Consider the following 19,106-nt stretch of genomic DNA (forward strand, 5'->3'; position numbering starts at 1 on the left):
AAACGATTATGAAGAGGCGGGCGCGAGCCGTGGGAGCGCTGCGTGAGCGTTAGCCGTTGTGCCTAGGGCAAGCGTGTTTTCGTCGATGCCGCGCAACTGCGCGAGCACCGTTGCGATGCGCGCGACCTGATCGGGCGTGTTGCGTTGCTTGTAGCGCCACGAAGGCGCGATATCGGGCGCATCGGTTTCGAGCACGATCGCCTCAAGCGGAAGCTCGGCCGCGAGCCGCCGGATCTGCAGCGCGCGTTCGAACGTGAGATTGCCGCCGAATCCGAGATGCATGCCGTGCGCGATGAACGCCTCGGCCTGCTGGAAACTACCGTTGAACGCGTGCGCGATGCCCCGATGAATATCGTGCACGCGCAAGCCTTTCAGCACCTTGTCCTGCGACTTGCGCACATGGCAAATCACCGGCAGGCCGAACTCGCGCGCGAGCTTCAACTGTTCGTTGTAGAAGAATTGCTGGCGCGCATCGTCGAGCGTCGGAACGAAATAGTCGAGCCCGATTTCGCCGATGCCGACGAACAACGGATCATCGAGACTCGCCTCGATCTCCTCGCGCAGCACGCGCAGATCGTCTTCATGCGCGCCCGGCGTGAAAAGCGGATGAATGCCGAGCGCGTATGCGCCGCCCGCGATGCGATGCGCGAGCGCGCGCACCGCCGCGATGTTGCCGCGATCCACGCCCGGTATCACGATGCGCGTCACGCCCGCATCGAGCGCCGCGCTCGCGACGGCATCGCGGTCGGCGTCGAACTCTCCGGCATCGAGATGACAATGCGTATCGATCCACATGACGCCTCCCGCACAGCAACGCGTTATACCGGCACCGGCGGCTCTTCGTGCAGCACGCCGTCGCGCAGGCGCATGATGCGGTCGCAGCGCGCGGCGAGATCGGGATCGTGCGTGACGATCACGAAACTCGTTTCGAGCGTCTGCGACAGCTCCAGCATCAGGTTGAAGACGGTGTCGGCCGTGCCGCCGTCGAGATTGCCTGTGGGTTCGTCGGCGAGCACGCACGCGGGACGCGTGACGAGCGCGCGCGCGATGGCCACACGCTGTCGCTCCCCGCCCGACAACTCGCCCGGCCGATGCTTCGCGCGATGACCGATGCCCACGCGTTCCAGCATCTCCTGCGCCTGGCGGCGCGCATCCTCTTCGGACATGCGGCGGATGCGCAACGGCATCGCGACGTTATCGAGCGCCGTGAATTCCGGCAGCAGATGATGGAACTGATACACGAAGCCGAGCGCACGGTTGCGCAGCTCGTTGCGCTCCTTCTCCTTCAGCTCGGTGAACGGCTTGCCGAGCAGCGAAACCTTGCCCGCGCTCGGCTCGTCCAGCCCGCCGAGCACATGCAGGAGCGTGCTTTTGCCCGAGCCCGATGCGCCGACGATCGCGAGCTTCTCGCCGCGCATCACGTCGAGCTGCGCGTTGTTGAGCACCTGCACATTGAAGCCGCCCTGCACGAACGTCTTCGAAATGGCCGATGCCTGCAGAACGAGATTGCTGGGCGGAATCAGATCACTCATAGCGCAGCGCCTCCGCCGGACGAACCTTCGCACCGCGCCAGCTCGGATAGAGCGTCGCGAGCGACGACAACAGGAACGCGATGACGCCGATCTTGGCGACGTCGCCCGGCACGAGTTCCGACGGCAGTTCGCTGATGAAATACACCGAAGACGGCAGGAACTGGACGTTGAAGAGATGCTCGATCATCGGCACGAGCCACGGAATGCTCCACGCGACGAGACAGCCGAAGGTCACGCCGAGCGCCGTGCCGATGAAGCCGATCGTCACGCCCTGCACGACGAAGATCTTCATGATCGAGCCGGGCTGCGCGCCGAGCGTGCGCAGGATGGCGATATCGGCCTGCTTGTCGGTGACGGTCATCACGAGCGAGGACACGAGATTGAACGCCGCCACCGCGATGATCAGCGTGAGGATGATGAACATCATGCGCTTTTCGATCTGCACGGCGGAGAACCACGTCTTGTTCTGCTGCGTCCAGTCGCGGATATACAAATCGCCCGACAGCGTGCGCGCGAGCTGACGCGCGACTTCGGGCGCGCGCTGCATGTCCTTCAGGCGCAAGCGCACGCCGGTCGGCGCGGGCAGACGGAAGAGCGCCTCGGCGTCGTGGATTTCGATGAGCGCGAGCGTCGAATCGTATTCATAGTGACCGGACTCGAAGACGCCGACGACGGTGAACTGCTTGAGTCGCGGCATCATCCCTGCCGGCGTGATGGTGCCTTCGGGCGCGACGAGCGTGATCTTGTCGCCGTTTATCACGCCGAGATTGGCGGCGAGATCCTTGCCCAGCACGATGCCGAACTCGCCCGGCTTGAGATCCGTCAGCTTGCCTGCGCGCATGTCCTTGCCGATATCCGACACTTCCGGCTCCAGCGACGGCTCCACGCCGCGCAGCGCGACGCCGCTCACCGCGCCCTGGCGCGTCAGCAGCGCCTGCGCTTCGACATAGGGCGCGGCGCCCATCACTTCCGGATTGCGGCGCGCTTCCTGGGCGGTCAGTTGCCAGTTGGGCATGGAGCCGGTCGGCGAGAAGATTTCGACGTGCGCGAGCACCGACAGCATCCTGTCTCGCACTTCCTTCTGGAAGCCGTTCATGACCGACAGCACGACGATCAGCGCAGCGACGCCGAGCGCGATGCCTGCCATCGACACGAGCGCGATGAAGGAGATGAAGCCGTTGCCTGTGGTGCGTTTGCTGGCGCGCGTGTAGCGCCAGCCGATCTGCCATTCGTACGGAAGTTTCAAGCGATTCCTTTCTGCTGCTGTCCAGCGTTGTTATGCCCCGGTGGCGCGGTGGTCGCTCTTTGCGCGGCATCGCCGGCATCGTCTGAATGACGCGGCGATCTTCGCGGATGCATGGCGACGGCGGCGAAGCGCGCCGGCTTGCCACGACCAAGCGTGAAATCTGCGAAAGTTTGCCATATATGGAGAAAGCGACGCACGAGCACGCGTCGATCGCGGGGCAAAACCGGCATGGCGGGCGTCATCGCCCCACCCGCTTTGCCCTACAATGCCGAGCATCATGCCCGTTCACGACCTCCATCTCCTGCTGCCGTTCGCCCTGCCGTCGGCCGCGGACGCCGCCATCGCCCTGCACGGCCTGGAGAGCGCGGCGCTCGACAAGCTGCTCGCCCGCGCGACGCTCGAGGAACGCGTCATCGGCGAGGACTTCCAGCGCACGCTGCCGCACGAACGCTGGATCGCGCGGCGCTTCAACGCCGTCACGCCCGCCGATCAACGCTACGCCGACGATGCCCCGCTCGCCCCCTTCATGCTGCTCGCCGACGGCGGCACGCCCGGCAATGCGCCCTGGGCCTGCATCGAGCCGGTTCACGTGCGCATCGCGCACGATCATCTGGTGCTGATCGATCCCGAGACGCTCGGCGTGCATACGGAAGAAGCGCGCGCACTGCTTCAGACGGCGCGGCCGGTGATCGAAGACCTCGGCGTGACGCTGCAAGCGCCGACGCCGTTGCGCTGGTATGTCTCGGGCGAGGCGCTCGGCTCGCTCGCGGGCGCATCGCCGCTGCGGGCGACGGGCCGCAACATCGAAATCTGGCTGCCCCACGAAGCCCGCACCGGCGAGCGCTCGCGCGCGTGGATGAAGCTGCAGAACGAAGTGCAGATGGCGTGGTTCGAGCACCCGCTGAATCTCGAACGCGAATCGCGCGGCCTGCCCGCGATCAACTCGATCTGGCTCCACGGACAAGGCACGATGCGGCCCGTGGCGAGACCGTTCGCACGCGTGATGTCAGACGCCGCGGCGACGCGCGGTCTCGCGCTCGCGTCGGGCGTCAAGCCGTCGACGCCGCCCGAGTCGTTTGCATCGGTGTCGAAAGACGGCTCGCAAGGCACGACGCTCGTCGAGCTGAATCCGTTCTCCGCGCCGTTCATCGAGCAGGACTGGGCGCGCTGGAACGCGTCGCTCAAGGCACTCGAAGCCGCGTGGTTCGCCCCCGCGCTGCAGGCGCTCGGCGATGGCTCGCTCGGCCGCCTGAGCCTTACGCTCTGCGGCGACACCGGCTCGGTCACGCTTTCCGTCACGCGCGCCGATCTGCGCAAGTTCTGGCGGCGCCGTCCGATCGCGGCGCTCTTCATCGAATAAGGCATACCCTGCAATGACGCGAATCGTTACGCGCGCCTCCTCTCCCGCCGACGCCGAAGCGCTGATGCGCCACGGCCTGCATCCCGTCATTGCGCGCCTCTATGCATCGCGCGGCGTGAGCTCGCCCGACGAAGTCGAAACCGAGTTCAAGCGCCTGCACGCGCCCGCCGGCCTGAAAGGCTGCGACGATGCCGCCGTCGTGCTCGCCGATGCGCTCGCCGCGGGCAAGCGCATGCTCGTCGTCGCCGATTACGACTGCGACGGCGCCACCGCCTGCGCGGTCGCCGTGCGCGGCCTGCGCATGTTCGGCGCGACCATCGACTATCTGGTGCCGAATCGCTTCGAATACGGCTACGGGCTCACGCCGGAAATCGTCGGGCTGGCGGCGCGCTCCAAAGCCGGCCTGCCGGATCTGCTGATTACCGTCGATAACGGTATCGCGAGCGTGGACGGCGTCGCCGCGGCGAATGCCCTCGGCATCGACGTGCTCGTCACCGATCACCACCTGCCCGGCGACGAACTGCCCGCCGCGCGCGCGATCGTCAATCCGAACCAGCCGGGCTGCGAGTTTCCGAGCAAGTGCATCGCGGGCGTGGGCGTGATGTTCTATGTGCTGCTCGCGTTGCGCGCGGAGTTGCGCAAGCGCGGCGCTTACACGGACGCGCCCGAGCCGCGTCTCGACGGCCTGCTCGATCTCGTCGCGCTCGGCACCGTCGCCGATGTCGTCAAGCTCGACTGCAACAACCGGATTCTCGTCGCACAAGGCTTGAAGCGGATTCGCTCGGGCCGCATGCAGCCGGGCGTCGCGGCGCTCTTCCGCGCCGCCGGCCGCGATGCGCGCGCGGCGTCGGGCTTCGATCTCGGCTTCGCGCTCGGCCCGCGCCTGAACGCGGCGGGACGGCTGTCCGACATGTCGCTCGGCATCGAATGCCTGACGACCGACGACATCGGCCGCGCGTGGGAACTCGCGCAGCAACTCGATTCGATGAACCGCGAGCGTCGCGAAATCGAAGCGGGCATGCAGCAGCAGGCGCTCGCCGAGCTGCAGACGATCGATCCCGGCGAGCGCGCGACGCTCACGCTCTACGATGCGAGCTGGCACCAGGGCGTGATCGGCATCGTCGCGGGACGGCTCAAGGAGCGGTTCCATCGGCCGTCCTTCACGTTCGCGCACGCCGACGACAGCGGCACGCTCTGCAAGGGCTCCGGCCGTTCGATTCCCGGCTTTCATCTGCGCGATGCCGTCGATCTCATCAGCAAGCGCGAGCCCGGCCTCATCCACAAGTTCGGCGGCCACGCGATGGCCGCGGGCCTGACGATTTCCACCGCCGACATTCCGCGCTTCACCGAAGCGTTCGAAGCAGTCGGACGCGAATGGCTGACGCCCGAAGCGCTTTCGCGCACGCTCGAAACCGATGGCGAGCTGGAAGACGCGTATTTCACGCCGCAGTTCGTCGACCTGCTCGACGCCGCCGTCTGGGGACAAGGCTTTCCCGCGCCCACGTTTTCTGGCGAGTTCGAAGTCGCGTCGCAGGCACTCGTGAAAGAGAAGCATTTGAAGCTGTCGCTGTTGCGCGGGCGTCAGCGCTTCAACGCGATCTGGTTCAACCACGTCGATCCGCTGCCGCCGCGTGCGACTGTCGCGTACCGGCTCGTCAGCGATTCGTGGAACGGCGTCGCGCGCGTACAGCTGATCGTCGAGCACGCGGGCTGAGAAGGCGCGCCGGGCGCCCGGAAAGCCGGGGAAACCCTGTCGATCGGCTATAATTTCATCTTTTTACGAAGCCGAAGATCGACAATGGAAGCGGAACGTCTCAACGCGATCGAAAGCCTTCTGGCCGACCTGCGCCGCCGCGCGGCCGAGCTACGGGGGTATCTTTGACTACGACGCCAAGTCCGCGCGTCTAGCCGAAGTCAACAAGGAACTCGAAGACCCGAACGTCTGGAACGACTCGAAGAACGCCCAGGCGCTCGGTCGTGAAAAGAAGCTGCTCGACGGCGTGGTCTCGACCATCACCGCGCTCGACAACGACCTGCGCGACGCCAGCGATCTCTTCGACATGGCGCGCGACGAACAGGACGAAGACACGCTCGTCGCGTGCGAATCCGACGCCGATGCGCTGCGCGTTCGCGTCGAGGACATGGAATTCCGCCGGATGTTCTCGAACCCGGCCGATCCGAACAACTGCTTCATCGACATTCAGGCGGGCGCGGGCGGCACCGAAGCGTGCGACTGGGCGTCCATGCTGCTGCGCCAGTACCTGCGTTACTGCGAGCGCAAGGGCTTCAAGACCGAAGTTCTAGAAGAATCCGAAGGCGATGTCGCCGGCATCAAGAGCGCGACGATCAAGGTCGAAGGTGAATACGCGTACGGCTATCTGCGCACCGAAACGGGCATTCACCGCCTCGTGCGCAAGTCGCCGTTCGATTCGTCGGGCGGCCGGCATACGTCGTTTTCGTCGGTGTTCGTGTATCCGGAGATCGACGATTCGATCGAGATCGAAATCAATCCCGCCGACATCCGCACGGACACGTATCGCGCATCGGGCGCGGGCGGCCAGCACATCAACAAGACCGATTCCGCGGTTCGTCTGACGCACGCGCCCACGGGCATCGTCGTGCAGTGCCAGAACGACCGCTCGCAGCACCGCAACCGCGCGGAAGCCATGCAGATGCTGAAGGCGCGTCTCTACGAGTTCGAGATGCGCAAGCGCCAGGCCGAACAGGACAAGCTCGAATCCAGCAAGACCGACGTGGGCTGGGGCCATCAGATCCGCTCCTACGTGCTCGACCAGAGCCGCGTGAAGGACCTGCGCACCAACGTGGAAATGAGCAACACGCGCGCCGTGCTCGACGGCGACCTCGACGACTTCATCGGCGCGAGCCTGAAACAAGGCGTTTAAGTCTTTCGGCGCGGATATCCATCGGCGATATCCGCGCTTCGCTTCGTTTCGCCGCGCATCCGCGCATTAAAAGCCAAGAATCATCATGACCGAACCGACTCAACCGGGCGCCGCTCCCGAACTGGAAGAGAACCAGATCATCGCCGAGCGACGCGAAAAGCTGCGCGCGCTGCGCGAGCAAGGCGTCGCCTATCCGAACGATTTCCGCCCGACGCATCAGGCCGCGGCACTTCAGAGCGAATACGCCGAAACGGACAAGGACGCGCTCGAAGCGAATCCTCTGCCCGTCGCGATCGCCGGCCGGATGATGCTCAAGCGCGTAATGGGCAAGGCCAGCTTCGCGACGGTTCAGGACGGCAGCGGCCAGATCCAGTTTTTCGTGACGCCCGCCGATGTCGGCGTCGAAACGTACGACGCCTTCAAGAAGTGGGATCTGGGCGACATCATCGCCGCGAAAGGCGTGCTGTTCCGCACGAACAAGGGCGAGTTGTCGGTGCGCTGCACGGAATTGCGTCTTTTGTCGAAGGCGCTGCGTCCGCTGCCGGACAAGTTTCACGGCCTGGCCGATCAGGAAATGCGCTATCGCCAGCGCTATGTCGATCTGATCGTCACGCCGGAGTCACGCAAGACGTTCATGGCGCGCACGAAGGCCGTCACGTCGATCCGCAATTTCATGTCGCAGGCGAACTTCATGGAAGTCGAAACGCCGATGCTGCACCCGATTCCGGGCGGCGCGGCGGCGAAGCCTTTCGTCACGCATCACAACGCGCTCGACATGCAGATGTTCCTGCGCATCGCGCCCGAGCTGTATCTGAAGCGGCTGATCGTCGGCGGCTTCGAGCGCGTGTTCGAGATCAACCGTAATTTCCGGAACGAAGGCGTGTCGCCGCGTCACAATCCGGAATTCACGATGATGGAGTTCTACGCCGCGTACACCGATTACCGCTGGCTAATGGACTTCACCGAGCAACTGATCCGCCAGGCCGCCATCGATGCACTCGGCACAGCGACCATCACGTATCAAGGCCGCGAGCTCGATCTGAGCAAGCCGTTCCATCGCCTGACGATCAATCAGGCGATTCAGAAATTCGCACCGCAGTACACCGACGGGCAGCTCTCCGACGCCGCGTTCCTGCGCACGGAACTGAAGAAGTTCGGCGTTGATACGACGCAGCCGGCTTTCCTGAACGCGGGTCTCGGTTCGCTGCAACTCGCGCTGTTCGAAGAGACGGCGGAATCGCAATTGTGGGAACCGACATATATCGTCGATTACCCGATCGAAGTGTCGCCGCTCGCGCGCGCGTCGGATTCCGTGCCGGGCATCACCGAGCGCTTCGAATTGTTCATCACGGGGCGCGAAATCGCCAATGGCTTCTCGGAGCTGAACGATCCGGAAGATCAGGCCGCACGCTTTCAGAAGCAGGTCGATCAGAAAGACGCCGGCGACGAGGAAGCGATGTACTTCGACGCAGACTACATTCGCGCGCTCGAGCACGGCATGCCGCCGACGGGCGGCTGCGGCATCGGCGTGGATCGTCTGGTCATGTTGCTGACCGATAGCCCGAGCATCCGCGATGTGATTCTGTTCCCGCATCTGCGTCGCGAAGACTGAGTTTCTGGCTCGATCGAAAAGCGAAAAAAGCGCGCCCCCGCGGCGCGCTTTTTTTTCGGCCCGCAGATTTTGTTGTAACCGCTGGTAAAAGTTTCAAGTCCGGACTGGCGGCGGGGGCCCATGGGTGCGCGCTGCAATGGTTGGCACCGGTCGTGCTTTTATCAAAGCACGATGCGCCCGCAATTTGTTACAAGCGGAAAAGCGAAAAATCCCGGGCTCGCCCAGAATTGTGTTGCGGACATGTTGTAACAGCGGACATTGGTAGCAGCATTTCGCCTCGAAACGGAGGTTCAACAATGGATAACGGAACCAACAAACTCAGCACGTCGCCCTCTTCCGGCGGCGCTCAGCCGCCGCAGCGACGCCTGCATCCGCTCGTCGCGACGGCAGCGGGCGCTGTGATCGTCGCGAGCCTTGCGGCCACTGCCGCGATGACGGGACTGTTCCCGAAGGCATCGAGCAATTCGGCACAGAATCCGCAGACGCAGACGGCGGCGGTTGCGCAGCAGCCGGTGGTCGAATCCGCGGCGCCCAGTGCGGCGCAGCAGCGCACCGCCGCGCAACAACAGGCGGCTCAGCAACAAGCGGCTCAACAACGAGCGGTTGAACAACAAGCAGCCCAGCAGCAGGCGCAACAGGTGCCCGCACAGCCGCAGCCCGTGCAGCCATCGTACGCGCAGCAGCCGCAGCAGCACCCCGCGTATTGCTCCACCTGCGGAACCGTCGAGGCGATCTCCGCCGTCAAGCAGGAAGGCCACGGAACGGGGATCGGCGCGGTCGGTGGCGCGGTGGCGGGCGGTGTTGTCGGCAATCAGTTCGGGCGCGGCGGCGGCCGCACCGCGATGACGCTGCTCGGCGCGCTCGGCGGCGGCCTGGCGGGTAACTCGGTCGAAAAGCATCTGCGCAGCGAAACCGATTATTCGGTGCGCGTCCGGATGGAAAACGGCAAGACACGCACGTTCACGTACAAGAACCCGCCGCCGTTCGCGCAGGGTCAGCGCGTGCACATTCAGAACGGGACGCTGGTCGCGGGTTGATCGACGCGCATGGAGAAACAAAAAAGGCGGCAATCCGGGAGGGTTGCCGCCTTTTCTTTGCTTGAACGGATTCCGCTCTAATGCTCCCGCTGCGAACTGCGCGCCGGATTCGGCCTGCCGCGCACCGCGAGATATCCCCACCAGATGTAGCCCGAAAAGCCGTACAGCACGAACAGGCAGAACAGCATGACCGGCGGATCGGACGATACGAGGACGAACGCCACCACGATCAGCAGCACGCCCGCGAACGGCACACGATAGCGCACGTCGAGCGCCTTGCCGCTGTAAAACGGCGCGTTCGACACCATCGTCACGCCCGCATAAACGGTCAGCGCGAACGCAACCCACGGCAGCCACACGAGCTTGAGCGGCACGCGGTTATCCGTCGCGAGCCACACGAATCCGGCGATGAGCGCCGCCGCGGCCGGCGACGGCAACCCCTGGAAGTAGCGCTTGTCGACCACGCCGACGTTCGTATTGAAGCGCGCGAGCCGCAACGCCGCACCCGAGCAATACACGAACGCCGCGAGCCAGCCCCAGCGCCCGAGGTCCTTCAATACCCACTCGTACATCACGAGCGCCGGCGCGACGCCGAACGACACCATGTCCGACAGACTGTCGAACTGCTCGCCGAACGCGCTCTGCGTGTGCGTCATGCGCGCGACGCGCCCGTCCATGCCGTCGAGCACCATCGCGACGAAAATGGCGATGGCCGCAATCTCGAAACGGACGTTCATCGCCTGGACCACGGCGAAGAAGCCACAGAACAAGGCCGCCGTGGTGAACGCATTGGGCAGCAAATAAATGCCGCGCTTGCGCAGAAACTGCTGCCGCTTCGCGCGACGCGTCTCCACGGCGCCGACGTCCTGAGCCGCCTTGTTGCGGCGGAACGCGCGCGGAGGCGTCGCGGGCGCGCGGTTACGGCGCGGTTTGAATGCCGCCATCGCGTCCTCCGCGTTATTGCGCGAACTCGGCGAGGATCGTCGACGAAGCCGAAACTTTCTCGCCGATCGACACACGCGGGCGGCTGCCCACCGGCAGATAGACGTCGACGCGCGACCCGAAGCGGATGAAGCCGTAGCGCTGTCCGCGCGTGAGCGGCTCACCGACGTGCACGTAGCACAGAATGCGTCGCGCGATGAGGCCCGCGATCTGCACCGACGTCACGGTATGCCCGCTCGCCGTCTGCAGCACGACCGCATTGCGCTCGTTTTCGGTGGACGCCTTGTCGACGGCCGCATTCAGATACGCGCCCGGAAAGTACTGAACCTTTGTGATGGCGCCGTCCACCGGCGAGCGCTGCGAGTGCACGTTGAACACGTTCATGAACACGCTGATCTTGAGCGCCTCGCGTCCCACGTACGGATCGTGCGCGGTTTCGACCGCGACGATGCGCCCATCGGCCGGACACAGCACCGCGTTGGGCTGGGTCGGAATCGGGCGGGCCGGATCGCGGAAGAACTGGACGACGAAAATCACGATCAGCCAGAAGAACCAGGCGAAGCCGAAGCCGCCCGTCGCTTGCACGAGGATGGCGACGACAGCCGCGATGGCAATGAACGGCCAGCCTTCGCGGGCAATGATCGGATGAGGATAGTTCATGAACGGGTTCTGTGTTTTAGGAGGGTAGCCCCCCTTCTTCGCAGAAGGAGAGCCCCCTAAGAACCGTACGTGCGAGTTTCCCCGCATACGGCTCCAATCTACGTACAAAGCCCAGCTTTATGACCGGGCCGGCTTAGTTAGCGCAATTTTACCTACATGCACTTGTCGGTGGCAGTCGGGATGCAATAGCACTCGATTGAAGAGGGCGTCGGAACCACCATGCATCCGGTACTCCAGATGATGATCGTGCCAACCGGTCTCTCGTGTCAGAGCACAGCCGCAGTGCGCACACAGCCCGCCTTGCAATAGGTATAGCGAAACCCATTGCTTGCGATGTCGCATTGATGCTTCCATGCGCGCTTGTCGCAGTTGTTCGCCATACTGCTCCCAATCAGGATCAAAAGGATTGAAGTCGCCTTTGATCTTGCGATGCCGCCTGATCGATGTACCGCGAAGCTGGTACAACTCTGTCAAGCCGTTACTGCCATCGTCTCGAACTACAGGAACAGCAAAAATCCAGTGTCGGGCGCCATCTGAATGAAAGTATTTCTTCCTCACCCATTCAGCACCCTTGTTTGGATGTCGCCGTTTTGACCACCACCAAAGTCTCCGGAAGATCAGAGACTCCATGCGGCTATACGCCTGCTTGGCTACGACGGGGCTGTGATACTGCGCCCAACCCCGTAGCATCTGGTTCAGCAATCGGATCAAATCCTCGTGCGTTACCGTCTTGTTGCCACTGATCGTTTCCGACACCTTTCGATAGAACGTCTGCACGTTCTTCTTGCTCGGCTTGATGAGCAGCTTTTCCGAATACTTCCGGAAATTCCACCCAAGGAAATCGAAGCCTTCGTCAATGTGGGTGATCCGCGTTTTTGTCTCGGACAGTTGCAAGCCCCGAACAGCAAGGAATGCTTCCACCCAAGGCCTGACCTCGTTTTCCAGAATCTCTTTCGAGTCGCCGGTGATCACAAAGTCATCCGCGTATCGCACCACATTCACTTTCAGCTTCTTGGCTTTCGCGATTCCCAACGTCGCACCGAGGTGCGCGATCAGTTCACGCTCCAGCCCGTTCAGCGTCACGTTTGCCAGCGTCGGGGAGATGATGCCTCCCTGCGGCGTACCGGCCTCAGTCGCCTGTAGCTGCCCCTTGTGAATCAGGCCAGCCTTCAACCACTTCCGGAGGATCTCCTTGTCCATCGGGACATGGCTTTCCAACCAGTCGTGGTTGATCCAGTCAAAGCAGCCTTTGATATCCGCTTCCAGCACCCATCGGGCCGAGCCCTTCTGGGACATTGCGACGAATATCTGCGACATGGCATCGGCTGTCGAGCGATTGAGTCTGAATCCATAAGAGTTCGGATCACTCGTCGATTCCGACACCGGCTCCAAGGCCAGCAGATACAGGGCTTGCATCGCCCTGTCCCGCATGGTCGGAATGCCCAGAGGGCGCTCGTTTCCATTGGCCTTGGGGATAAAGACTCTCCGTAATGGCAAAGGCTTATATCCACGCCGCTTCAACCTGCCGATGGCTTCCCACCGGCTCTCAGGCGAATCCCACAGTTCGCGATCGACTCCGGCCGTTCGCGCACCTTGGTTCTGCGTAACACGTCGTACCGCGTACAGCTTTGCGGACAACGTGCGGGTAAGCATCCGTTGCAAGGCTTTCACCCTGCGCCAGTCGCCTTCCCGCGTCGCCTTCGCAATTCGTATCTGCATCCCTCTCACGTTCCGTCCGACGCGACGCCAATCTACGGCGTGCCAGTTGTCAGGCACGTGGGAAAGCGCAGATCCATCCTTTCGGACAGATACTCTCATGCTGCTCTCCTACCTTGGGTTGATCATTCCCGCAGCAGAAGGCGCATCTTCCCCAGCGGGGTAGACACACCCCGCTGGGAAACAACAGTTGAACAAATATGGACGCATGCGCCCATATGTCATCCTGGTACTACGCACGAACGCGAGCGCTCGTGTCTCACCAAGTCACAAGGTCTGTCAGCCATCTTGCGACGGTAGACCAGACGGAAGTCTGCCCGCTTTCGCGTGGGATGATGTCTCAATCCCTATCCGGACCATTACAGCCCGTCATTCGCTTTCTCCGTCATCCTCTACCCGCATCGTCAACAGCGTTCCTTGCGGGCCGCCTGCCAGCCCAACTGCACTGGCAACGATACGGGCTTACCGTGTTCCCGGCCTGCCACATGACTGACGTAGGTTCTGCCTTTCCCCCGGCGGTCCTCAGACGACGTAACCCGAATTTCAAGCGAGTTATCCGACCGCACACCGTTTTGGTTAATGCCTATCAGCAGCTTTGGCATCGTCCTACTTACGAGGTTTATCAGCAGTTCACTTCCGTTAACCGTATCAGCCAGCCTAGCGCCTCAACCCCCTTGCTGCTAGGAGTCTCCGAATACCTGTTTCACAACAGGCAGTCACCCAAACTTCGGGGGCTACATTGTCAGAGAAGCTTCACACCCCACCGTTGCCAGTGACGCATGTCCTCTTAGGCTACTGCTGGTCGTACAGCAGGTTCTCTACCTCATAGGGACTAATCCCGTGAGGTTGAACAATGACAAACCGAGCTTGCGCTCGACCTTCCCTGAAATCACATACGCCAATCCGCTTTGTTAGTGGAGTTGAAGCCGCTAACTGGGCGGAACCTGACGGTAATCAGGTCAATGCAATTACGCGCAAGGGTCCGAAGACTCCTGCGCATCTACAGCTACGATTCCAAGCCAAACGGCGCTCGGTTTCGTTTGCTACACAAGGGGTGGCCCAAGGTGCCACCAATGGGACGGCTTGCGCCGTCCAGTCGATGCGACTCACGTCGCACTAAAAACCGTAGGATAGCAAAAGCCGCCCGGCGCACAGGGCTGCCGGACGGCTTTCGATTCAGCAAAAATCGTGACGCTTAGTTCTTCGACTGGTCGACGAGCTTGTTCTTCGCGATCCACGGCATCATCGCGCGCAGCTTCTCGCCGACTTGCTCGATCTGATGCTCGGACGTCAGGCGGCGGCGCGATTGCAGCGTCGGCGCACCGGCACGGTTCTCGATGATGAAGCTCTTCGCGTATTCGCCGGTCTGGATGTCCTTCAGCACGGCCTTCATCGCCTTCTTCGTCTCTTCCGTGACGATGCGCGGACCCGTCACGTATTCGCCGTATTCGGCGTTGTTCGAGATCGAGTAGTTCATGTTGGCGATGCCGCCTTCATAGATCAGGTCGACGATCAGCTTCAGTTCGTGCAGGCACTCGAAATACGCCATTTCCGGTGCGTAGCCCGCTTCCACCAGCGTTTCGAAGCCGGCCTTGATCAGGTCGACGGTGCCGCCGCACAGAACCGCTTGCTCGCCGAACAGGTCGGTTTCGGTTTCTTCACGGAAGTTCGTCTCGATGATGCCCGCACGGCCGCCGCCGTTGGCCGCCGCGTACGACAGCGCCACGTCACGCGCCGCGCCCGACTTGTCTTGCGCCACCGCGATCAGGTGCGGCACGCCGCCACCCTGGCTGTACGTGTTGCGAACGGTGTGACCCGGCGCCTTCGGCGCGATCATGATGACGTCCAGATCCGCGCGCGGAATCACCTGACCGTAGTGCACGTTGAAGCCGTGGGCGAACGCGAGCGCCGCGCCCTGCTTGGCATTGTCGTGCACTTCCTTCTTGTAGACCTCGGCGATCTGCTCGTCGGGCAGAAGCATCATGACGACATCGGCGCCCTTCACGGCTTCGGCCACTTCCTTCACCTTGAGGCCCGCGTTCTCGGCCTTGCTCCACGATGCGCCGCCCTTACGCAGACCCACCGTCACGTTCACGCCGCTGTCCTTCAGGTTCAGCGCGTGTGCATGGCCTTGCGAGCCATAACCGATGATGGTGACTTGCTTGCCCTTGATGAGGGAGAGGTCGGCGTCCTTGTCGTAGAAAACTTTCATGGTGGTTCCTTGAGTCCTGATGCGTTGAATGGTTGCGCTACGTGTGCTGCAAATGAATGGATGAGGCGCCGTTACACCTTGAGAATCCGCTCGCCCCGGCCGATGCCGGAGCTGCCCGTGCGAACCGTTTCGAGGATCGCAGTGGCGTCGAGCGCCTGAATGAACGCGTCGAGCTTGTCGGACGCGCCGGTCAGTTCCATCGTGTAGGTCTTCTCGGTCACGTCGATGATGCGGCCGCGGAAGATATCCGCCATGCGCTTCATCTCTTCACGTTCCTTTCCGACCGCCCTTACCTTGATGAGCATCAGCTCGCGCTCGATGTGGGCGCCCTCTGTCAGGTCGACCACTTTCACCACCTCGATCAGGCGGTTCAGGTGCTTCGTGATCTGTTCGATCACGTCGTCCGAGCCAATGGAAACGATGGTCAGCCGCGACAGCGAACTGTCTTCGGTCGGCGCCACCGTCAGCGTTTCGATGTTATAGCCGCGCGCCGAAAAGAGCCCGACGACACGCGATAACGCGCCCGGCTCGTTTTCCAGCAAAACGGAGATGATGTGTTTCATGGTCGTGATTCCCGAATGTGTCCAGAAGTGGCGTGTGTTCGAAAAACCCGCGCGCAACGCATGTCCTTTGTGAAGACAGGCGCGCGCGAGCCTCGCGAGACAAAGCCGCGTTATAGATCCTCAGAGCCGAGCAGCATTTCCGTGATGCCTTTGCCTGCCTGCACCATCGGGAATACGTTTTCGGTCGGATCGGTCTGGAAGTCGAGAAATACGGTGCGATCCTTCAAACGCAGCGCTTCTTTCAGCGCCGGTTCGACGTCCGCGGTTTTTTCGACACGAATGCCGACATGGCCATACGCTTCAGCCAGCTTCACGAAGTCGGGCAGCGCGTCCATGTACGAACTGGAATAGCGCTTCTTGTACTCGATCTGCTGCCACTGGCGCACCATGCCGAGATAGCGGTTGTTCAGCGAGATGATCTTGACGGGCGTGTTGTACTGCTTGCACGTCGAGAGCTCCTGAATGCACATCTGGATGGAGCCTTCGCCGGTGATGCAGACGACTTCGTCGTCCGGAAAGGCCATCTTCACGCCCATCGCCGCCGGCAGGCCGAAGCCCATCGTGCCGAGGCCGCCCGAGTTGATCCAGCGGCGCGGCTTGTTGAACGGATAGAACTGCGCCGCCCACATCTGATGCTGGCCGACGTCCGAGCACACGAACGCGTTGCCGTCGGTGAGCTCCCAGAGCTTCTCGACGACGTACTGCGGCTTGATAATCTCGCTCTTGCGGTCGTAGGACAGACAGTCCTTCGCGCGCCAGCCTTCGATCTCGTCCCACCATTGCTTGAGCGCCTGCGCGTCCGGGCCGTGCTCGGCGTGCTGAAGCTGCTCGATCAGCTCCTTCAGCACTTCCTTCACGTCGCCGACGATCGGAATATCGACCTTCACGCGCTTGGAAATGGACGACGGATCGATATCGATATGGATGATCTTGCGCGGCGACGACGCGAAGTGCTTCGGATCGCCGATCACGCGGTCGTCGAAGCGCGCGCCGATCGCGATCAGCACGTCGCAGTTCTGCATCGCCATGTTGGCTTCGTACGTGCCGTGCATGCCGAGCATGCCAAGGAATTTCTTGTCGGACGCGCGATAGCCGCCGAGGCCCATCAGCGTATTGGTGACCGGATAGCCGAGCAGATCGGCGAACTGGTTCAGCTCGCGCGAGGCATCCGCGAGAATGATGCCGCCGCCCGTATAGATGTACGGACGCTTCGCCGACAAAAGCAGTTGCACCGCCTTGCGGATCTGGCCCGAATGACCCTTCGTGACCGGGTTGTACGAACGCAGCGACACACTCTTGATCGGCTCGTACTTGCACGGCGCCTTCGACACGTCCTTCGGAATGTCGATCAGCACCGGGCCCGGACGGCCGGTACGCGCGATGTAGAACGCCTTCTTGACCGTCGCGGCGAGGTCGCGCACGTCCTTCACGAGGAAGTTGTGCTTCACGCACGGGCGCGTGATGCCGACGGTATCGCACTCCTGGAATGCGTCGAGGCCGATGGCCGCGGTGGGCACCTGGCCGCTGATGACGACGAGCGGAATCGAATCCATGTAGGCCGTGGCGATGCCGGTGACGGCATTGGTGACGCCCGGGCCCGATGTCACGAGGCACACGCCCACATTGCCCGTCGAGCGCGCGTAGGCGTCGGCGGCATGCACGGCGGCCTGTTCGTGACGCACGAGGATGTGCTGAATCTGGTCCTGCTTGTACAGCTCGTCGTAGATGTAGAGTACCGAGCCGCCGGGATAGCCCCAGATGAATTCGACGTTCTCGTCAGCGAGCGCGCGCATGAGCACGGTGCCGCCGATGGAGTCAGCTTCGTGAGGGGGTGTGGTATCCGACGTGGAGAATTCCGCGCTAGGCATGTTCATTCATCACCTTTCGAATTTTCGGCAAAAAATTGATCGGGTGCTCTCTGCCGGGCTTGTGGCTCGGGTTCAAGCGGCGCGTCTAGGTTTGACAGGCGAACTTCATGGGCTCGCCTCAAAGCAGACATTTCACTGATGATGCGAGTCAGAAAATGTAACAGCGCGGCGCGCGGCGGGTCAAGCAAAAAGTTACCGAATTCGCCGATCGCACCGACGGCGCGCCCCCAAGGGTGAAAGCGGCTTGCAAGCACAACCTGTCGAATGAACGGTCAATCGGTCGTGCGAAGGTCGGAAGTGGCAACAAAACCTCTCAATCGCTCCGGATGCGGCGAAACTTTGCTAGGATTCGCAGGTTTTCCCAGAACTCCACGATCCCTTTCGACGCAAGTTCGTTGCGCCGGGTCCCCAACGGATGGCATCAGACAAGGAACTCGCCGACTTCCTGGCGAGCGTCGAAAGACGCGCGTTCAAGCAGACCGTGTACACCGTTCGCGACGACGACGCGGCGCTCGACATCGTGCAAGACGCGATGATCAAGCTGGCGGAGAAGTACGGCGACCGCCCATCGAGCGAGCTTCCGCTTTTATTCCAGCGTATCCTTCAGAACGCGACGCACGATTATTTCCGTCGCCAGAAGGTGCGCAACACCTGGGTCAGCCTCTTCTCGTCCTTCGGCAACGCCGACGACGACGAATTCGACCCACTCGAAACCTTCGAATCCGAGGACAGCGCGGTCGGCAGCGAAAGCAGCGAGAGCCGTCTGGAGCGCGAGCAGGTATTGAATCTGATCGACGCCGAAATCCAGAAACTGCCGGCGCGTCAACGGGAAGCGTTTCTCATGCGTTACTGGGAAGACATGGATGTCGCTGAGACGGCCGCCGCGATGGGGTGCTCCGAGGGCAGCGTGAAGACACATTGCTCACGCGCTACGCACGCTCTCGCACAAGCCCTGAAAGCCAAAGGGATCACGCTATGAGTTCCGCTCTTGAAACGAAGGAAAACGAGTTCGCGCTGAAGGTCGTGCGCGCGCTGGACGAGAACACGTCGAATATTCCGGCTGCCGCCGTCGACCGGCTGCGCGAGGCGCGCCGTGCCGCGATCGCGCGCAAGAAGCCGGAGAAAGTGGCCGTGGCGATGGCCGCGCCCGCGTTCGCGCCGGCTCTAGCAGGCGCGGGCGCCACGCTCACGACGGGCGGCACCGACGACGATCATCGTCCGAAGGGACTGCTCGCGCGCCTTGGCGGGCTGGGCCTCGCCTGGCCGCTCGCGGCGCTCGTCATCGGGCTGGCGGGCATCGCGTATTGGGAAGATCAGCAGCGCAAGGCGGAACTCGCCGATATCGACGCGGCCATGATGAGCGACAGCCTGCCGATCGACGCCTATCTGGATCACGGGTTCAACGCGTATCTGACGCGCAATCATTAAGCACTGAGTACAGCGGGGGAATTTTCG

General features: G+C 62.5%; 16 protein-coding genes. 7 read left to right on the forward strand and 9 right to left on the reverse strand.

The features are described from left to right. Nucleotides 1–6: 6 nt before the first annotated feature. Genes NCR38_RS08675 through NCR38_RS08685 form a run of 3 tightly spaced genes read right to left on the reverse strand, consistent with a single transcriptional unit; the run spans nucleotide 7 to nucleotide 2,778 of the window. Nucleotides 7–795: a TatD family hydrolase gene (locus NCR38_RS08675; RefSeq protein WP_061119671.1), complete on the reverse strand. Its 789-nt coding sequence runs from the start codon at nucleotides 793–795 to the stop codon at nucleotides 7–9. Between the two features lie 23 nt (nucleotides 796–818). Next, nucleotides 819–1,532, reverse strand: coding sequence for a lipoprotein-releasing ABC transporter ATP-binding protein LolD (gene lolD, locus NCR38_RS08680; protein WP_061119672.1), 714 nt, complete (start codon nucleotides 1,530–1,532; stop codon nucleotides 819–821). Then, nucleotides 1,525–2,778: a lipoprotein-releasing ABC transporter permease subunit gene (locus tag NCR38_RS08685; RefSeq protein WP_061119673.1), complete on the reverse strand. Its 1,254-nt coding sequence runs from the start codon at nucleotides 2,776–2,778 to the stop codon at nucleotides 1,525–1,527. The genes lolD and NCR38_RS08685 overlap by 8 nt, the downstream gene beginning before the upstream one ends. Nucleotides 2,779–3,043: 265 nt before the next feature. Here NCR38_RS08685 and NCR38_RS08690 point away from each other — a divergent pair, with 265 nt between their 5' ends. The 5 genes from NCR38_RS08690 to NCR38_RS08710 all read left to right on the forward strand — a co-directional run bounded on the left by NCR38_RS08690 (nucleotide 3,044) and on the right by NCR38_RS08710 (nucleotide 9,690). Then, entirely contained in the window at nucleotides 3,044–4,138 is a 1,095-nt protein-coding gene (locus tag NCR38_RS08690; RefSeq protein WP_250476824.1) for a regulator, read from the forward strand. Nucleotides 4,139–4,151: 13 nt separating this feature from the next. Beyond that, complete coding sequence (gene recJ / locus NCR38_RS08695) at nucleotides 4,152–5,852, forward strand: single-stranded-DNA-specific exonuclease RecJ (RefSeq protein WP_250476825.1); 1,701 nt, start codon at nucleotides 4,152–4,154, stop codon at nucleotides 5,850–5,852. 84 nt (nucleotides 5,853–5,936) lie between these two features. Beyond that, nucleotides 5,937–7,041, forward strand: a protein-coding gene (gene prfB, locus NCR38_RS08700) for a peptide chain release factor 2 (protein ID WP_250476826.1) whose coding sequence is annotated in 2 segments (ribosomal slippage) — nucleotides 5,937–6,017 and nucleotides 6,019–7,041 — 1,104 coding nt in all. Because the reading frame shifts where the segments join, the coding sequence is not laid out codon by codon here. Nucleotides 7,042–7,126: 85 nt separating this feature from the next. Next, a complete protein-coding gene (gene lysS / locus NCR38_RS08705) occupies nucleotides 7,127–8,653 on the forward strand; it encodes a lysine--tRNA ligase (protein WP_061119679.1) in 1,527 nt (508 codons plus the stop codon). A 296-nt stretch (nucleotides 8,654–8,949) separates the two neighbouring features. Continuing rightward, nucleotides 8,950–9,690 (forward strand): glycine zipper 2TM domain-containing protein, encoded by a 741-nt coding sequence (locus NCR38_RS08710; protein ID WP_250476827.1) that lies wholly within the window; start codon nucleotides 8,950–8,952, stop codon nucleotides 9,688–9,690. 77 nt (nucleotides 9,691–9,767) lie between these two features. Here NCR38_RS08710 and pssA read toward each other — a convergent pair whose 3' ends face one another. The 6 genes from pssA to NCR38_RS08740 form a co-directional block, all read right to left on the reverse strand. Continuing rightward, on the reverse strand, nucleotides 9,768–10,634 hold the full coding sequence (pssA, locus tag NCR38_RS08715; RefSeq protein WP_061119681.1) for a CDP-diacylglycerol--serine O-phosphatidyltransferase: 867 nt from the start codon (nucleotides 10,632–10,634) through the stop codon (nucleotides 9,768–9,770). 13 nt (nucleotides 10,635–10,647) lie between these two features. Then, a complete protein-coding gene (locus NCR38_RS08720; protein WP_250476828.1) occupies nucleotides 10,648–11,292 on the reverse strand; it encodes a phosphatidylserine decarboxylase in 645 nt (214 codons plus the stop codon). Nucleotides 11,293–11,409: 117 nt separating this feature from the next. Next, on the reverse strand, nucleotides 11,410–13,110 hold the full coding sequence (gene ltrA, locus NCR38_RS08725) for a group II intron reverse transcriptase/maturase (RefSeq protein WP_061119683.1): 1,701 nt from the start codon (nucleotides 13,108–13,110) through the stop codon (nucleotides 11,410–11,412). 1,093 nt (nucleotides 13,111–14,203) lie between these two features. Continuing rightward, a complete protein-coding gene (gene ilvC / locus NCR38_RS08730) occupies nucleotides 14,204–15,220 on the reverse strand; it encodes a ketol-acid reductoisomerase (RefSeq protein WP_061119684.1) in 1,017 nt (338 codons plus the stop codon). A 71-nt stretch (nucleotides 15,221–15,291) separates the two neighbouring features. Beyond that, nucleotides 15,292–15,783 carry an acetolactate synthase small subunit gene (gene ilvN / locus NCR38_RS08735; protein ID WP_008341906.1) on the reverse strand — a complete coding sequence of 164 codons (492 nt, stop codon included), beginning with the start codon at nucleotides 15,781–15,783 and terminating at the stop codon, nucleotides 15,292–15,294. Between the two features lie 110 nt (nucleotides 15,784–15,893). After that, complete coding sequence (locus tag NCR38_RS08740; protein ID WP_061119685.1) at nucleotides 15,894–17,657, reverse strand: acetolactate synthase 3 catalytic subunit; 1,764 nt, start codon at nucleotides 17,655–17,657, stop codon at nucleotides 15,894–15,896. A gap of 409 nt (nucleotides 17,658–18,066) precedes the next feature. Between NCR38_RS08740 and NCR38_RS08745 the strand changes: the two genes are divergently transcribed. Together NCR38_RS08745 and NCR38_RS08750 are read left to right on the forward strand one after the other, a co-directional pair. Continuing rightward, nucleotides 18,067–18,630, forward strand: a complete 564-nt coding sequence (locus NCR38_RS08745) for an RNA polymerase sigma factor (RefSeq protein WP_061119686.1) — start codon at nucleotides 18,067–18,069, stop codon at nucleotides 18,628–18,630. Further along, nucleotides 18,627–19,079, forward strand: a complete 453-nt coding sequence (locus NCR38_RS08750) for a DUF3619 family protein (protein WP_250476829.1) — start codon at nucleotides 18,627–18,629, stop codon at nucleotides 19,077–19,079. The genes NCR38_RS08745 and NCR38_RS08750 overlap by 4 nt, the downstream gene beginning before the upstream one ends. Nucleotides 19,080–19,106: the final 27 nt, after the last annotated feature.

Source organism: Caballeronia sp. INML1, assembly GCF_023631085.1.
GTDB lineage: Bacteria > Pseudomonadota > Gammaproteobacteria > Burkholderiales > Burkholderiaceae > Caballeronia > Caballeronia turbans.

What these genes read in the sequence shown, in the direction of transcription:
- lysS (WP_061119679.1), top strand. Translation starts at nt 7,127, where the DNA reads ATGACCGAACCGACTCAACCGGGCGCCGCTCCCGAACTGGAAGAGAAC.
- ilvN (WP_008341906.1), bottom strand. Translation starts at nt 15,783, where the DNA reads ATGAAACACATCATCTCCGTTTTGCTGGAAAACGAGCCGGGCGCGTTA.
- NCR38_RS08750 (WP_250476829.1), top strand. Translation starts at nt 18,627, where the DNA reads ATGAGTTCCGCTCTTGAAACGAAGGAAAACGAGTTCGCGCTGAAGGTC.
- ltrA (WP_061119683.1), bottom strand. Translation starts at nt 13,110, where the DNA reads ATGAGAGTATCTGTCCGAAAGGATGGATCTGCGCTTTCCCACGTGCCT.
- ilvC (WP_061119684.1), bottom strand. Translation starts at nt 15,220, where the DNA reads ATGAAAGTTTTCTACGACAAGGACGCCGACCTCTCCCTCATCAAGGGC.
- NCR38_RS08745 (WP_061119686.1), top strand. Translation starts at nt 18,067, where the DNA reads ATGGCATCAGACAAGGAACTCGCCGACTTCCTGGCGAGCGTCGAAAGA.
- NCR38_RS08675 (WP_061119671.1), bottom strand. Translation starts at nt 795, where the DNA reads ATGTGGATCGATACGCATTGTCATCTCGATGCCGGAGAGTTCGACGCC.
- NCR38_RS08720 (WP_250476828.1), bottom strand. Translation starts at nt 11,292, where the DNA reads ATGAACTATCCTCATCCGATCATTGCCCGCGAAGGCTGGCCGTTCATT.
- NCR38_RS08740 (WP_061119685.1), bottom strand. Translation starts at nt 17,657, where the DNA reads ATGAACATGCCTAGCGCGGAATTCTCCACGTCGGATACCACACCCCCT.
- lolD (WP_061119672.1), bottom strand. Translation starts at nt 1,532, where the DNA reads ATGAGTGATCTGATTCCGCCCAGCAATCTCGTTCTGCAGGCATCGGCC.
- NCR38_RS08710 (WP_250476827.1), top strand. Translation starts at nt 8,950, where the DNA reads ATGGATAACGGAACCAACAAACTCAGCACGTCGCCCTCTTCCGGCGGC.
- NCR38_RS08690 (WP_250476824.1), top strand. Translation starts at nt 3,044, where the DNA reads ATGCCGAGCATCATGCCCGTTCACGACCTCCATCTCCTGCTGCCGTTC.
- recJ (WP_250476825.1), top strand. Translation starts at nt 4,152, where the DNA reads ATGACGCGAATCGTTACGCGCGCCTCCTCTCCCGCCGACGCCGAAGCG.
- pssA (WP_061119681.1), bottom strand. Translation starts at nt 10,634, where the DNA reads ATGGCGGCATTCAAACCGCGCCGTAACCGCGCGCCCGCGACGCCTCCG.